Annotated in this window: 16 protein-coding genes and 1 pseudogene; 5 read left to right on the forward strand and 12 right to left on the reverse strand. The window is 33.4% G+C overall.

All coding sequences use genetic code 11. From position 1 onward, the window contains the following. The first annotated feature begins 93 nt into the window (after positions 1-93). Complete coding sequence (locus ACIQ7L_RS01390; RefSeq protein ID WP_400565780.1) at positions 94-1,740, forward strand: ABC transporter substrate-binding protein; 1,647 nt, start codon at positions 94-96, stop codon at positions 1,738-1,740. A gap of 268 nt (positions 1,741-2,008) precedes the next feature. Here ACIQ7L_RS01390 and ACIQ7L_RS01395 read toward each other — a convergent pair whose 3' ends face one another. The 9 genes from ACIQ7L_RS01395 to recQ form a co-directional block, all read right to left on the reverse strand. Beyond that, positions 2,009-2,626, reverse strand: a complete 618-nt coding sequence (locus ACIQ7L_RS01395; protein ID WP_400565782.1) for a DUF4241 domain-containing protein — start codon at positions 2,624-2,626, stop codon at positions 2,009-2,011. 167 nt (positions 2,627-2,793) lie between these two features. Further along, positions 2,794-3,147: an MmcQ/YjbR family DNA-binding protein gene (locus ACIQ7L_RS01400; RefSeq protein ID WP_400565784.1), complete on the reverse strand. Its 354-nt coding sequence runs from the start codon at positions 3,145-3,147 to the stop codon at positions 2,794-2,796. Positions 3,148-3,172: 25 nt separating this feature from the next. Next, the gene (locus tag ACIQ7L_RS01405) at positions 3,173-3,574 is read right to left on the reverse strand and encodes a GNAT family N-acetyltransferase (RefSeq protein WP_400565787.1); all 402 of its coding nucleotides are present in this window, start codon (positions 3,572-3,574) and stop codon (positions 3,173-3,175) included. A gap of 49 nt (positions 3,575-3,623) precedes the next feature. Continuing rightward, positions 3,624-4,034 carry a GNAT family N-acetyltransferase gene (locus tag ACIQ7L_RS01410; RefSeq protein ID WP_400566321.1) on the reverse strand — a complete coding sequence of 137 codons (411 nt, stop codon included), beginning with the start codon at positions 4,032-4,034 and terminating at the stop codon, positions 3,624-3,626. A gap of 82 nt (positions 4,035-4,116) precedes the next feature. Next, a complete protein-coding gene (locus tag ACIQ7L_RS01415) occupies positions 4,117-4,449 on the reverse strand; it encodes a DUF952 domain-containing protein (RefSeq protein ID WP_400566323.1) in 333 nt (110 codons plus the stop codon). A gap of 88 nt (positions 4,450-4,537) precedes the next feature. After that, on the reverse strand, positions 4,538-6,634 hold the full coding sequence (locus tag ACIQ7L_RS01420; protein WP_400565788.1) for a HelD family protein: 2,097 nt from the start codon (positions 6,632-6,634) through the stop codon (positions 4,538-4,540). Between the two features lie 136 nt (positions 6,635-6,770). Continuing rightward, entirely contained in the window at positions 6,771-7,517 is a 747-nt protein-coding gene (locus ACIQ7L_RS01425) for a class I SAM-dependent methyltransferase (protein ID WP_400565791.1), read from the reverse strand. A gap of 224 nt (positions 7,518-7,741) precedes the next feature. After that, complete coding sequence (locus ACIQ7L_RS01430; protein WP_400565794.1) at positions 7,742-8,128, reverse strand: gamma-glutamylcyclotransferase family protein; 387 nt, start codon at positions 8,126-8,128, stop codon at positions 7,742-7,744. A gap of 24 nt (positions 8,129-8,152) precedes the next feature. Beyond that, a complete protein-coding gene (gene recQ / locus ACIQ7L_RS01435; protein WP_400565797.1) occupies positions 8,153-10,270 on the reverse strand; it encodes a DNA helicase RecQ in 2,118 nt (705 codons plus the stop codon). A 206-nt stretch (positions 10,271-10,476) separates the two neighbouring features. On the opposite strand from recQ, the pseudogene ACIQ7L_RS01440 reads away from it, so the two are divergent. From ACIQ7L_RS01440 to ACIQ7L_RS01450, 3 genes and pseudogenes are all read left to right on the forward strand, one after another. Further along, positions 10,477-10,749, forward strand: a pseudogene (locus tag ACIQ7L_RS01440) (APC family permease); the annotation flags it as partial. 86 nt (positions 10,750-10,835) lie between these two features. Beyond that, positions 10,836-10,985: a hypothetical protein gene (locus ACIQ7L_RS01445; RefSeq protein ID WP_400565799.1), complete on the forward strand. Its 150-nt coding sequence runs from the start codon at positions 10,836-10,838 to the stop codon at positions 10,983-10,985. A gap of 687 nt (positions 10,986-11,672) precedes the next feature. Then, complete coding sequence (locus ACIQ7L_RS01450; protein WP_400565802.1) at positions 11,673-12,032, forward strand: cytoplasmic protein; 360 nt, start codon at positions 11,673-11,675, stop codon at positions 12,030-12,032. An 80-nt stretch (positions 12,033-12,112) separates the two neighbouring features. On the opposite strand, the gene ACIQ7L_RS01455 is transcribed toward ACIQ7L_RS01450, so the two are convergent. Further along, positions 12,113-12,493, reverse strand: a complete 381-nt coding sequence (locus tag ACIQ7L_RS01455; protein ID WP_400565803.1) for a hypothetical protein — start codon at positions 12,491-12,493, stop codon at positions 12,113-12,115. Positions 12,494-12,578: 85 nt separating this feature from the next. Between ACIQ7L_RS01455 and ACIQ7L_RS01460 the strand changes: the two genes are divergently transcribed. Further along, positions 12,579-12,743: a hypothetical protein gene (locus ACIQ7L_RS01460; protein ID WP_170958117.1), complete on the forward strand. Its 165-nt coding sequence runs from the start codon at positions 12,579-12,581 to the stop codon at positions 12,741-12,743. Positions 12,744-13,150: 407 nt separating this feature from the next. Here ACIQ7L_RS01460 and ACIQ7L_RS01465 read toward each other — a convergent pair whose 3' ends face one another. After that, positions 13,151-13,600 (reverse strand): DUF6884 domain-containing protein, encoded by a 450-nt coding sequence (locus ACIQ7L_RS01465; protein ID WP_400565806.1) that lies wholly within the window; start codon positions 13,598-13,600, stop codon positions 13,151-13,153. A 114-nt stretch (positions 13,601-13,714) separates the two neighbouring features. After that, positions 13,715-14,926 carry a peptide ABC transporter permease gene (locus tag ACIQ7L_RS01470; protein WP_400565809.1) on the reverse strand — a complete coding sequence of 404 codons (1,212 nt, stop codon included), beginning with the start codon at positions 14,924-14,926 and terminating at the stop codon, positions 13,715-13,717. Positions 14,927-14,947: the final 21 nt, after the last annotated feature.

Consider the following 14,947-nt stretch of genomic DNA (forward strand, 5'->3'; position numbering starts at 1 on the left):
TCCCCTCCTTTTGTCTTATATTAAACTAGACTTATCAAACTAAAAATGGACATATTGAGAAAAACATGTCCACTTATAGAAGGAGATAGGAAAATGGATAAAAATTTATTGGATCTATGGCAATCATTTTCTTCAGGAAATATAAAAATAAAGGACCTAGCAGATTTTTTAAATTTAAGTACAAAGCAAACAGTACGTTACTTACATAAGTGGATGGATGAAGGTTGGTTGATTTTCACTTCTGGAAAGGGCAGAGGAAATACCTCCTCTCTTCAATGGATTAAAAATATAGAACAAATCTATGAGTCACAAGTAATGGAAATTATGGATCAACAACCTGTTGAAAAAAGCAGTAAATATTTACTATATAATTGGTCCCAAAACAGTAAGCTACGCTTGATGACTAAATTCCACTCAAAATTTGGCTATATACATAATTCGGATGATAAATTAATTATTCCTAGAAGAAAGCCTTTTTTAACAACACATCCACTTGAGGCCGCCGATGTACATAGTGCACATATTGTTGCAAACGTTTTCAATCGACTTGTTTATATGGATGAAAAGGGAAACATATTTCCTGAAATAGCTCATAGCTGGGATCTAAATCAATCTAAGCTTAGACTATATTTAAAAAAATCCATAAAATTTCATGATGGATCCATCTTAACAGCGGCTGACGTGAAACTATGTCTCTCAAAACTACGTAGTCATAAATATTATAAAGACTTATGGGCACCCATAGAAAAAATAGATATTGTATCACCATTCGTTATTGACATACATTATCCGGATGGTTGTAGCTATTGTTTACAAATGTTATGTATGATAAATACAAGTATTTATAAAGAAAATAACGATCTAATTGTAGGAACTGGTGGTTTTTATATAGGAGAGAATAACCAGGAAAAGACATCATTGATAGCATTTAATGATCATTTTCAGGAAAGACCTTTGCTAGATACAGTAGAATTCATTCCGGTTCCTCTAGAATTTGATACTATTTATCAATCTTCCAAGCACCATGAAAGCAATTCTACGTTTCAAGTAGAAAGGAATTCGGGTTTCGGTGTTATAATTATGAATGCTTGGCGTAATTCATCAATTCAACGAAGAGATGTTCGGAATTACTTACATTATATTATTGCTAACAATATGAATTATATTTGCGAATATGATTCTCAAAAAAAACCAAATACTAAAGGTTGCTTGAAAGACATAGATCATCAAATCGATATCCCAAAAAGAAAACGTCCAAAATTTAAAGAACCACTTATTATAAAAGCTACTCAGTATACAGAAAAAACAACAAAATGGTTAATGAATGTCTTAGAAAAAGAAAATATACCTTTTCTAGTTAAATGGGTTCCTTTCGAAAACTATCTTAGAGATGAACAACTTAATGAACAAGTTGATCTCTTTATTCATGGTGAAGTATTCGAGATGAATCAAGATATATCATTTTATTATTTTCTAACAGCTAGATATTCACCGTTGGCTAAGATTGTAAAAACAAATAAAACATTAAAAAAACACCTTGCTAAATACAAGCATACACCTTTTGAGGAATGGGCTTCATTAAATAAAAATCTTGAAAAAGAACTAATAGAATCCTCTATTATGATTCCCTTATACTATGATACACGTCAAATCCCTTTTTCATCAGATTTAACGAATATTAAGATGAAATATTTTGGATATGTGGATTTTTCTCAACTTTGGGTAAAACCTTTAATTTAAAAATTTCTTAGTTTGATGGCAATGCTGCGAGACCCCAACTCTAAATTATAAACTTAATTCAAATGTTCCAGTCATTTTTTAAAGCACTACAGAAATGACTTTATTATTCATGAAAATAAATAAAAAGATACAAACGCTAAAGATATAGTAAAGAGTGTTCAATATAGAAACAGCCTCCAAAACATATTCATTTCGGAGGCTGTTTTTATTTCACACCATGTAAAAGAAAAAAGTATTAACTCTTTCTATATCATTATAAATTTTGTCCTCAATCTTCCTCATGCAACACTTGAAAATCAGTAACAAGTGAAACAATGTTTCCTTCTTCATCGATTCCCCAATAGGAAGGATAAAATCCATCTCCATAACCTGAACGGAACATAATGACATTACTTCCTGTCTCCTCACACACCACACAATTTCCCCAATCATCATCATTTTCTGTTAGTACGTCATCTATAAGATCATCATACAAACTAATAAATTCTTCCCCTAGCTCTCGTTGTAATCTACCTTCTATTTCCTCAAGCTTATCAATCGCTTCAGCATCCGCAAAACACCCTAATCCTGTATCGACTGGGTAACCAAAAATATATCCTTCTTCCAGTTCACTAACATTTTGTCCTGGTTTTGTCGCCATCTTCCATTCTACTACTTTTGATTCCGATAATTTCAATTCAGCACCAGCAATTATTCCATCTTTCTTATGCCACCAAGCAACGATTGGATATGTACCTGGCTGAATGGTTTGTTCGAAAGGATTTTTATTAAAAATGAGGGGATCACACGCAATCATTTTACCTGATGTAACTTTCAACTGGTCTAATGCTTCAGAACGTAGAGCCTCACTATCTAGTTTAGATAATTCACGTAATAGCTTTGACATAATATTTCTCTCCCTTTCATTTTCTTATCATTAAAAAGATTGTTCATAAAGAGAAATGTTAATTAGTAAAGATTTCCTCCATCTCTCCCACTTAACTTCGTTGCCCACTTGAATTTTGAGATAGGATATTACTACATAAAAACGGCAGAAAAACTCAGTAATTATCTCTACCCCAAAATCTCTTTCTGCTTCTTTTTCGAAAAAGATTGCAGAACTAAATCATAAGACCAATCTATCATTTTATTGATTTCTTCTTGCCCTAATTCCCTATGTATATAAACTGTATTCCAATGTTTTTTATTCATATGATAACCCGGGATAATTGTTCCTGGATAGTCTTCCCTTACTCTTAGCGCAACATCTGGATCACATTTCAATGTAATCGCTGCTTCCTCTCCTTGTTCATGATTTACAATTGCAAATATTTTATTATGAACTCTCATACATGTTGCATTCCATCCATCTGGAGAATCTTCCGTTGCTTTTCTTTTTGATAGACAGTATGTACGTGTCGCTTCCATAGATTCTTTCACCTCTCGTATTCTCTTATCTTGTAAGCTGATGACGATGCATCACTAATTGCTTCGTTGCTTTGAATTGTTGTTTTCCATAGAATTCTATTAATTTCTCTTCACAAAATAAGCTTATAATATCTATGCCTGCAAGCTCATCAAGTAACATTGTCATCATTTTCTCACCAATGCCCTTATTTCTTACACGATCATGTACGACAACATCTTCAATATACGCTCGAAAAACGCCATCAGTAACTGCTCTAGCAAACCCTATTAACTGATCCTCTTTCCATACGCCAATTGCTATACTATTCTCTAACATGTTAGAAATATCTTCTTCTTTTCGTTCCGGCCACCAACCAACAGAATTGTAAAGTAGCTTCACTTGGTTTACAGGGACGGATTGCTCATGATGAAATTTATAATCGTACATTTTTATTTATCTCCCAGTACTTAATTTACATAACATAATTATATTATACTTATAAACGTTTCTCTAAAAAGTGTTGACTATATCCTTTAGGATGATCTTCAACTACTCCAAACTCCCTGTATCCATGCTTTTTATAAAATTCAGGCGCTTGAAAACTAAATGAATCAAGCAATATGAGTCTGCATTGTTTTTCTTTTGCAAATTCTTCGATTTTATTTAGTAGTTGACTACCATATCCCTCATGACGTACTGACTCGTCCACCCATAAAAAATCAATGTGAAGATGATAAAAATATATCGTCCCTGTTATGCCGCCTAATATTTTTCCAGCATCATCTTTTAATATAAAATTTACATGTTCTAGTGGTTGTTTTACTTCCTTTGGTAGAACAGACATATTGTACTGGATTACTTTATTCCTAATGTATTCGCTATCTTTTGAGTTAGTTTGTTGTATCATTTTCAACATACATTCCTCTTTTCAGTTTTGTCTTATCATTTTCCGAAATTCGACAATAAACTCATTAATTCCTTTTTTAGTCCTACAAAACTACTTTGGGTAACATAAAATTTCCGTTCTCTTTATAAAATGGAACAACATTCACTACAGCGGCAGTATGTAACGCTCCGTATATGTGTGGGTATTCTTGCCCATTAGAAGCGAGCTCATATTTTATTTCTGCTTCAACTAATGCCGGATTGATGATAAGTAAAACTAGGTCCTGTTCATTGCTAAAATGTGTTTCTGCAACTTTCAGAGATTGTTCCAAAAAAGAACAATGAATAAAACCTTCTTGCATTAGTGATGATTCAATAATTTCTCCTTTTACTTTTCCTACGTCCCATTCGCTTTTTTTCATTACCTTTGTAATCATAGTCATTTTCTTTCTCCCCTTTTCTTTTTTTACAGAAAAACAAGAGGACTTTCCTGTGTATCACTTGAAAATCCTCTTCAATCATTTGTTATTTACTCACATAAAATTCGTTTTGTATTCGTTGAATTAAAGGTGATGCTTCTCCAGAATAAAAAATCCATAAATCATGGAGAGATCTCGTACATCCAACGTATAATAATTTCGCATCATGCTTTGTATCCTTATAGTGTATTTCATCCACATCGATAAGAAGTACCGCATCAAATTCTAAGCCTTTCGCTAAATAGACAGGTACAACTGAAATACCGCCCTCATATTTACTTTGGTTTGCTTCGATGACATTAACAGTGATTTCTGCAGCTGTTAACTTCTCATATATGTCACGGCACTCATCCTCTGTTCTTCCTATTACAGCAATCGTCTTCACATTTTCATTCTGCATCGTTTGTAGCGTCTTAACAATTGCCGCAAACTGATCCTCTGTAGAAATAACCTTTACTTTCTCACCGCTACGAAAAACAGGAGTTGCAAGTCCTACTGGAATGTCAGCATTTTTAATGACTTCATTTGCAAACTCAATAATTTCTTTTGTAGAACGATAACTTCTCGTCAGTTCATAATAACCCGTTTCTTGAAATACTTCTTTAAAGTCATTCCAGTCTTCAATTCCTTGATAATCATATATCGCTTGAGATAAATCACCTAATATGGTAAAAGAGTTACCTAGTGTAATTTCTTTTAATATATAAACTTGGAATGGTGAAAAATCTTGCGCTTCATCAATCACAACATGATGAAATTTCTGTCCAATTTCAATTCCTGTTATTTTATGATAAATATAAATAAGAGGCGGTAAATCTTCTACATACACTTCTTTTTTACGGCAGTTCTTTTCTGTTTCTTGAACAAGTTCTTCAGGTAATACGTCCAATATTTCTTTTTGCTTCATCATCGAACCGTAAAGTGACAATGGACTCATTTTAGGCCAAAATTTCATATAAGTGTTCAATCTCTTTGTCGCTTCTTTTTTCAATGCCTTTTTCTCATTCGTTTCTCCGACCTTTTTGAGTTCAATCTCAATCCAGCGTTTTATACGGCCCACTAATCGTTCTCTTCGCTTCTTTAATGGATAATGCTTATATTCAACTTGCATCCATTTTTTAATTTCTTCCACTGGAATAATAGCTCTATCCCATGCCTCAAAATCTTTTGTTGGTACTAAATCCTTTTCAAATTGAATCATACTCTCTTCAATAAATGACTTAAACTTCATCGTCCCTTTTAATTTACCAAGCATAACCTTGTAATCATCACGATAGATTGAAAAAGCTTCCTTCAACTTTTCTTCTGTATGTTTCAATTTCACTGCATCATCTAATGTGCGCAGCGCCCAATCTTGAAATGTTGTTTGCCTAATATTCCCTACCCCAAGTTCAGGAAGTACACTAGAAATATAATCTAAAAACAAACTATTTGGAGCAAATACAATCATTCTCTCCGCTTCTAACTGTTCACGATATTCATAAATTAAAAAAGCAAGGCGATGTAAAGCGATCGTTGTTTTTCCGCTTCCTGCAACCCCTTGGATCAATAATGGTAAGTTTTTTTCTGCACGAATAATGTCATTTTGTTCAGATTGTATCGTCGAAACGATATCTTTTAACTTGTTATCTTTATTTTCGCCTAGTCGATATAGGAGAAAATCATCTGCAAGCGATACATCTTCGCTTCCTTTTACATATGTATCAACAACACGTTCTAGTTCTCTTTTGCGAATTGAAATGTTACGTTTTAAATAAACATCACCTTCTACTAATCCATCTGGCGAATGATAAAAAGTCGGTTCTTCACCACCAGTAAATGAATAAAACATACTAGCGACAGGTGCACGCCAATCAATAACAATCGGTTTCATCGTATCTTCATCCGAAACACCTACTTTACCAATATAAATTGGATTTGGTTCTAACTGTCCATCTTCCTGAAAATCTAATCGTCCAAAGTATGGTTCTTGCACACCAATACGTAAGTTTTGCCGACTTGATTCCCTCATACTTTCAAGGATTTGTTCTTTAAAATCCTCTCCATAATAAACAGGGATTTTTTCCAGTTTCTCTAATTGCTCATCCATTGTAGATAAAGTATCTTTCATCCGCTGTAATTCTTCTTCAAATATATTACTCATTGTGATGATTCCCTCCTGTCCGTTCGAAAATTTCAGTCGAAATACAATTGTATAAAAAATACGTTTATAAAGTCAATAGTTTAAGTAAGAATTTTCTAAAATATAAAAAAGGTGGGAAATAACCCACCTTTTTACTCTATTTATTATTTAATTTTTTTACTTTTATACGATAAGACAAGCATTCATTTAAAAATGCTCTCTCTTTAAATTGCCACTTCTCAAAATCAAATGCGCCACCTGGGAAAATTCCTACAATGCTTAAATTTGCTTCATCACATAGATTACTAATTTCTTCTACCGTATAACAACGTAACGACTGCGTGACAATATCATTTGGATAAGCAGGATCCCACCAATGATCTAACATTCTTTCATTTGAATTATCGTATTCATACTTTCGCATAGCTGAACCTAATCGCATTTCTTTCCCACTTACTTTTTTCCAATAAAGTGGCTGATAAATATCAATAAGTGCACACGCATCGTCTTTCATCCAGCTTTGAATACGCTTTAATAAATACAATTGCTCTTCATCTGTTCCTACGCCAAAACCATCTAAGTAGCTTACAACATCAAACTTTTCTGGAATATCAATTTGATAGAAATCACCACAATGAATCGTAATATCTTTACTAGAGTGCTCCCTTGCAAATGCAACTAATTCTGGTACAAGCTCTACTGTTGTCATCTTCACATTTAACTTAGACATAGCTCTTGCAAATCCACCATTCCCTGCACCAAGTTCCAGCATCGTCTGCATTGGATAACCAACTTGTTCTTGAACATCTTTAGCAACATGATGAAGCCAGTTTTCCGTATTTATATCGTAATTTAATAATTTGAATTGTTTTTTGTAAAATTCCTTCACCCATAATTCTTTCATTATAACTTTCCCCCTGTAATAGTTTTTTCTACTACAGGTAAGAAACTAAGTTCCTAATCCACACTAAAAATCCCCCTTATTAATAACCTATAATTTACATACTATCACAATAATCGGAATTTTTAAATTACCAAACAGAAATTTTTAATAAAAAATCCCAGATAGAAGGATTTTTTAGGATCCACTATCTGGATTGTACATTACATATGTTCTTAATACATCTCTTATTTTGTCTCTATTCGGTACTCCGCCCAATTACCAGAAATGATAGGTCTCTGTAACATCTCTTTATCCTGAGCAACATACACATATGCATTTATTTCTCTATTAGCAAAATAAACGGTTTGTGTAATCCGGTCATATAAATCTGTCTCCGCATTACCTGTATATTCTTCTAAATCATCTAACTTTTGTAAAACGCTATCGCTTACTTCATAAATTTCTCCATATACCTTTTCTTCCTTTGTACAAATCATTGCCGGATAACCTTCATTTGTATCAAAGAGTTTCCCATGAGTCCATGCTTCGTCAGCAATACAAGTTGCTCCATATAAGTAATGAGCATTTGCTTGTTGTTTTCTTAATGTGCCATAAACAAAAACATAGTGCATGTTCCCTATCCCCTTCATACTTCTCTATTTTCTTATTTGTAAATAAGCACGAATCATAAAGTAACTCACTTCATCTGGAAGTTGTTCCTTAATAGACTTTAATCCACCTTCTGCATGTTGCACTGCAGATTCAATAAGAGATTCATATTTTGCTGGAACAAAGCTTGGCCAATCTACTTCCATATCTTCTTCATAACAGCGAATTAAATGGTTTTCCACAGTTTGACGTGATAGGCCTCTTTCTTTTGCAATCATACTTAGTTCCATGCCTTGTTTATACAGTTCATACGTATCTAAGTGAGAATCTGTTGATGCCTTCCCAGATTTTTTACGCTCAGTAACAACTTCTGTTTTAATCGTTTCAGCGTAATCTGGATTTTCTTCAATAAAATCAATGACTGCTTGTAAAAAGTGAGAACCGTACTTCGCAAGCTTATGTTCTCCAATCCCTTTTACTTGCAAGAGTTCTGCATCACTTTGCGGCATTTTTGCACACATATCTTTTAAAGTTTGATCAGAGAAAATAACAAACGGCGGTACGCCTTCTCCTTGTGCGATTTCTTTCCGTACTTCACGCAGTACTTCAAACAGAGGATGATCTTGGACAATTTGTCTTGTTTCCACTCTTTCTTTACGTAATACCTTTTCATTTCCAAGTAATACTTCTTTTCCTTTTGCTGTTACTTTTAACGTTGGATACGTACCATGTTCTACAGCGATTAATTCTTCTGAGATTAAAAACTCAATAAACTCACTTACCTCTTTGACACTGCGCTTCGATAAAAGACCGTATGTTGGTAACGTATGAAAGTTAAATTCAATTACCTTTTTATTTTTCGATCCCGTCAACACTTGCGCAATCATTTGCTTTCCAAATCGCTGGTTTGTTCGAATCATACACGATAAAACCATTTGTGATTCCCTTGTAACATCAATACTTTCACGTTCATCTGTACAATTCCCACAGCGCCCACAATCTTCTTTCGGTTCTTCTCCAAAGTATTGCAAAATAAAAGACTGTAAACATTGTTCCGTATGACAGTAATCTGTCATGTGCTGCAGCTTTTCTAGTTCATTTGAGAAACGTGATTCTCCAGTAGATTGATCGATTAAAAAGCGCTGCACTTGTACATCTTGGGAAGAATATAGCAAAATACATTCACTATCTAATCCGTCACGACCAGCACGTCCTGCTTCTTGATAATAACTTTCCATGTTCTTTGGAAGTTGATAATGAATTACGTACCGTATATTGGATTTATCAATCCCCATACCAAATGCAGATGTCGCTACCATCACGCTCACTTCATCACGTAAAAAACGCTCTTGCTGCTCATTTCGGTCATGATCGTTCATACCAGCATGATAACGTGCAACCGAAACTCCCGCTTTATTTAAATCTTCATATAACTGATCGACAACTTTTCTTGTCGCTGCATAAATAATTCCAGATTCTTTTTTATTTTGACGAATATAGTCTGCTAAATATGCATTCCGGTCCTGCCCTTTAATTACTGAGAATGATAAATTTTCCCGTTCAAAGGTTGTCATAATTGTGTTCGCCGGATCAATTTCTAATGTACGACAAATATCTTCCCGTACTTGCGGCGTTGCTGTTGCAGTTAACGCAAGCACAAGTGGTTTTTCTGGAAGATAATCTAAAATACGATGTATGTGTAAATAGCTTGGACGAAAATCATGTCCCCACTGTGAAATACAGTGCGCTTCATCAATGGCGATCATCGGGATTTTCATGTCGATAAGTTGATCGACAAATTCCATTGAATCAAGGCGTTCTGGTGCAACATAAAGTAGCTTATAATGCCCTTGTTTCGCTAATTGAATTCGTTGATTTGCTTCTGTAATAGAAATAGAACTATTAATATATGTAGCTGAAATCCCGTTTTGTACTAGTGTATCTACTTGATCCTTCATAAGTGAAATCAAAGGTGAGATAACTAATGTCGTCCCCTCAAATACTAATGCTGGAATTTGATAACAAATTGATTTACCACCACCTGTTGGCATAATACAAACTGTATCTTTTCCATTCAGTACATTTTTAATTGTTTCATCTTGCCCTCTGCGAAATGACGAGTAGCCAAAATAGGAAGCTAAAAGTTCTTGTGCTTTTGTAAACAAAAAAGATTCACCTGCTTTTCTTAGTCTTTCATCTATTAATATTATATCATCACTTGAAAATCATTGTACTTGTACTTCTCTCCACTTCTCTGCATGCGTACGTATAACTGTTAAAGATTCATATAAAGCTGGAGAAATCCATTTATTTTTATGATACGCAAGTTGTGTCGCAAACTTTGCCTCATTAAAATAACAGCCTGTAGTTTCTTGTCTTTCTCTGTCTTTATAATCATTTTATTACACTAGAACACATCATAGCCGTTGCTAATGCTTTTTTTATTTGCAATGCGATTTTCGGAATTTTTGCAGCATATAAATTATTACCAGGTCTATTTAATAAAGTTCTTTCTTTAAGTTTAATTATTTGTTTCCTTATCATTCTCTCTTTCTCTTCCATTTTGATTCTAATAAGTATCTATGGATTACAGTACTTAAAAAATAAACCAAACACTTATGAAAAGGAAGTTTCAATCAGATAATTAAAAACGCATCATTTCAACAATACATCGCAAAGTGAGCCATTCATTTCCGTAAATGATAAGCATCAAATTAAAGGAGGTTTAGCATGAAACGGGACAATAGTGTAATTGCTTTTCGTACTTCAAATAAACAATTCAAAGTTTCTCATTATGATGCTTGGAAATATGAATCTATTTATAAATATCGACCGCTATTTTCATACAAAAAGCTTTTTCGTATCTTTTTTAAAATATAAAACGGTTATAGTATTGGATACAAACTTTCTCAATATCATACCTATAGACTTCATTCCTGACAATTGTTAACATTTAATTAATCTGTTGGATTAGAACCCCTTCTTACGACCTGCAAGTTACTTGCAGGTCTTTTTTCAAATTTCCCTATCACACATTTCATAACAAATAAAAACTCAGCACATATATAAAACGAATTCATAATAGCTAATTTTTTCTCAATACACAAAATCCATTTCATTTGTTACGATAAAAATACTCCAGATGAGTTACTGCCCATCAACATTATCTAGTTAAAGAGACCTACCCGCGGAAAGTAGGTCTCTTCGACTTTTTTTAAATCATTCTTGCAACCTTACCTTTTTATTTGGGCGTATTTACCAAGGTTCTTCCTAACAAATTCATGTTAAGATTACTTGGTTAAGTCCAATACACTCGACTATTCTTTATGAATCCCCGCTTCTTCCCTTGCGGGGATTCATTTACTATACTGGCATTTCAATTTATCTAATAGATTGTTTTACCTATCAACTGGATATTATGTAACTGATGCTTTTGGCAGCATAATTTTTCCCCAATTAATCCTCTTCCTTTTTATTCTTCTTAAAATCCTGTCTCCTACTTTACATTTAACATATAACAATATATTTTATTAATATCTTTGTTTATTATTTTTGGGAGGAAAAATATTGATTAACGCAATAGGTCTTGCTTTTATTCTGTCTAATAAACTCGAAAAGAAGAAAAAAGTTTATCTTAATGATAGATTTACATTAATAGACATTATTGAATCTAAAGATGTATATGATTCTGAAGGTAACCCACTAGTAGAGCTAACATGTAAGTATAGTATTTATTTGGATGAAAAATACTACTGTAAATCTCTCGAAGACTACACTGGGCAAGTATTCCCTTTCCTAAGTTCAAAAGTAGGAAAAGGTCTTGTTAGAAATTTAAATTATAATTTTTCATATATTGATATATACGATAAAAAACCACCGGTTAAAGAGATAAGAAGACTTATGGAGCAAGTAATAAATTACAAATAACATTTCTCATGTTCTGATTGAAGGTTCTCTTTACAATCAAGGGGGATTCCACCAGTCCCCTGTTTTTCATAGACTAATTATTAGCCTTTATCTCGACATGTTAATTCAGCTAAAAATTCTTCTAACGAATCACTGTGTAAAAGTGGTTCCCACTCTCCCATACCATGCTCAGCTGTATATACTGGAAAATTGGCATCCTTTACATCAACAAAGAATGGATCTCCCATTAACTCTTCATATCCAATAACAAACCAACTTTCTTTCCAATCTCCTTCTTCGTTCCCAACGAAAGATTCATTATTAGGCCCTATACTATATCCTAATTGCCCTTCTTCAAACTCATCTCTGGAGAATATATAGATCGGCAGCATTTCTTCCGTAATATCTAAAATTTCCACTTCATTCGTTTCTAATCGTTCAAGCATACATAATACTTTATTAATCTCATCCTTATAGCGCATCCAATTATTCTCCTTCTTTATTTTTAACAATTTTTAGGCATTTGTATATACTATAAAAAATACCTTTTATCTGGGGGGAAGACACATGAATACGGGACCACAAGAACAAATCGAAGAAGCTCGCGAAACATATGTTGGCCGATTATTCCTACTTGGAGGTTCAGCTCTGTTTTTAATTGGTGGTATTATTTCAGCAGTTGCGGCTTATAAAACATATTTCCGTTTGTTAAACACGCCACCATCGCAATAAGTCCATTTCCTTTCCATAGTCGATAATACGTATTGAGCGGCTTTTGTATATCAGCCGTTCTGATAGCAGCTTTACATTAGCGTTCTGTTGTATGAACATTGACCGAAGGGATCGTTCAGATCATTATAATTTGACTGCCATCCCTCCACTATATATTTAGTACTTATTTTATCGTTCCCCTTTGACTTGGGAGTTCTGTCATTCATTATGGGATAAGCGGTACGGACAATGACTAAGGCATAGAATGTCTACCCTACATAGCAAATAAAAATGTAAACGCGACGTACAGTAGACGTTCTGCTACTTAGTCACTTCTCATTGTCTAGCGGGTTAAGGTTTCCGTATAGTTGCCGAAAAGAACTCGGAAAGGAATTGCACTGCCGACATATCCTTAATTACTTGTAATGCTAAATCTCCTCCTGCATTTCAACAGCATATTTCAGCTTCTGTAACATATACCCGATGCCTTTACATCCTTCTAATGGATAAGAAATGATTTCTTCTGAATATAGTTTTGTCACCACTTTTTTATGTTTCTTTCCTGCAAGTAGGACAATTTCATCAAACTCTAGTAATCCTTTATCAACCATTTGTTTTTTTAGTTGTTCTATACTAATAATCTCATTACTTTTCGAATTAAAAGCAAGATCATAGTTTTCTTTCACAATATCAGTTGGAAGTAAAAATCCATGTTTCGCCGATAAAATAACCCAATGTGTGAAAAATTGAGAAGCATATGCTTGGCATGCTTTTCCAAACGGACTGATGTATACATCCTTTGCTTCTGTTGGCCCCTTATCAGGGTACTTATCCCAAATCTTCTTTTTCCCACATGGAATAATACATAATCTTTTCATTGTTACCTTCTACCTCACTTCAAACGTGATCACAAAAGTTCTATTCATCTGTAATTTGTATTCTCATACACTAAAAATCCTTGTATATCCTTGAATAATAAGATCATAGCATCTTTATTTGATGTTTAAAAATATGGAATTCCCCTTTTCTTCATATTCACCTTTTATGTTTCCTACTCCTAAAACGCTCCATCCTTCTTCACTTTTAATCGGTTTTTCACTTATTACGAAGTGCACCTGTTCAATATCTTGAATCCTTTCTTTAAAGTAAGATATGATCGGCTGTTGAATCATGTATTGCTTATTATGAATGCGTAGACCTAAAAAATCTCTATGTAATAATTTATTTCCATCCAAAATAAGATTCATCGGATTTAACATATCGACTTGCATATTTCCCCTTATGAAAAGGTGATAACCTTCTTGATGATGAAACGCTCTAAATTCTATTTCTCTCTGCTTTTTGACCAATTTTATAATCTCTTTCGTTTCTGCCTCTATTTTTATTTCATCTATTTGTATTTGATCTATCTCAATTTCTATACTCTGTTTAAAAAAATCATATAACGATTGCTTTGTTTTTAAAAAACGTGTTTTCCAATCTGGAGCTACTTCATCTAACAATAAACATTGAATCATTCCTGAACTATAACAACTTCTTCTTATATTGGAAGCAACATCATACGTATCAAGAATTAAGCTACTATATTTTTGCAAAGTATTTTGATAGGAGCTTGTACCTACCTTGGAATAGGCTTTCATTTCAACATACCAAGCTGGCCCTTCTACACTTTCAACCATATATTCATACTGCATGAATTCACAATTCATCATACCGTTTCTTTTTTCTCGAAAATGAATGAATTGATGTATATTTCGTCTCTTATCAAGATCATTATCACTATGAATAGCGTTATATAGGCAACGTCTCTCCCTAGTTCTTAATTCAATATTTTCCTCTACCATCGGATATTGAAATCCCATAAATTCATTAGGAAACCTGCCTTCACCCAATAAAAACTGATATCCGTGAAAAAGTTCATGTGCCAAAAGAGAATATATACTTTCATAATCACTATATCTTTCTAAATTTACGATCGCGGTTGGATAGTCTTCATATAATATGAAAGTATCCCCTACAAACTGTTCATTCCAATCTAATTTTATAAATTCATTCTTCTCTGCTGTCGAAAACATAGGATGATGAAATACATACACATGTTGTTTATTGTAAAGTGCAAATGCAACTTGTTTAAAATCAGGCCATATTTCATTTAATCTCTCTGCACTTATATCACGATTTATTCGTTCTAACAAACCTTTCATTACACATATCCCCCCAATATA

Source organism: Bacillus sp. NPDC094106 (assembly GCF_044764345.1).
Lineage (GTDB): Bacteria > Bacillota > Bacilli > Bacillales > Bacillaceae_G > Bacillus_A.

Excerpts from the sequence above, each read along its gene's own strand:
- ACIQ7L_RS01465 (WP_400565806.1), bottom strand. The coding sequence starts at position 13,600 with ATGAAAAGATTATGTATTATTCCATGTGGGAAAAAGAAGATTTGGGAT.
- ACIQ7L_RS01425 (WP_400565791.1), bottom strand. The coding sequence starts at position 7,517 with ATGAAAGAATTATGGGTGAAGGAATTTTACAAAAAACAATTCAAATTA.
- ACIQ7L_RS01400 (WP_400565784.1), bottom strand. The coding sequence starts at position 3,147 with ATGGAAGCGACACGTACATACTGTCTATCAAAAAGAAAAGCAACGGAA.
- ACIQ7L_RS01415 (WP_400566323.1), bottom strand. The coding sequence starts at position 4,449 with ATGATTACAAAGGTAATGAAAAAAAGCGAATGGGACGTAGGAAAAGTA.
- ACIQ7L_RS01420 (WP_400565788.1), bottom strand. The coding sequence starts at position 6,634 with ATGAGTAATATATTTGAAGAAGAATTACAGCGGATGAAAGATACTTTA.
- ACIQ7L_RS01460 (WP_170958117.1), top strand. The coding sequence starts at position 12,579 with ATGAATACGGGACCACAAGAACAAATCGAAGAAGCTCGCGAAACATAT.
- ACIQ7L_RS01390 (WP_400565780.1), top strand. The coding sequence starts at position 94 with ATGGATAAAAATTTATTGGATCTATGGCAATCATTTTCTTCAGGAAAT.
- ACIQ7L_RS01430 (WP_400565794.1), bottom strand. The coding sequence starts at position 8,128 with ATGCACTATGTTTTTGTTTATGGCACATTAAGAAAACAACAAGCAAAT.
- ACIQ7L_RS01410 (WP_400566321.1), bottom strand. The coding sequence starts at position 4,034 with ATGATACAACAAACTAACTCAAAAGATAGCGAATACATTAGGAATAAA.
- ACIQ7L_RS01395 (WP_400565782.1), bottom strand. The coding sequence starts at position 2,626 with ATGTCAAAGCTATTACGTGAATTATCTAAACTAGATAGTGAGGCTCTA.
- ACIQ7L_RS01405 (WP_400565787.1), bottom strand. The coding sequence starts at position 3,574 with ATGTACGATTATAAATTTCATCATGAGCAATCCGTCCCTGTAAACCAA.
- ACIQ7L_RS01455 (WP_400565803.1), bottom strand. The coding sequence starts at position 12,493 with ATGCGCTATAAGGATGAGATTAATAAAGTATTATGTATGCTTGAACGA.
- ACIQ7L_RS01445 (WP_400565799.1), top strand. The coding sequence starts at position 10,836 with ATGAAACGGGACAATAGTGTAATTGCTTTTCGTACTTCAAATAAACAA.
- ACIQ7L_RS01470 (WP_400565809.1), bottom strand. The coding sequence starts at position 14,926 with ATGAAAGGTTTGTTAGAACGAATAAATCGTGATATAAGTGCAGAGAGA.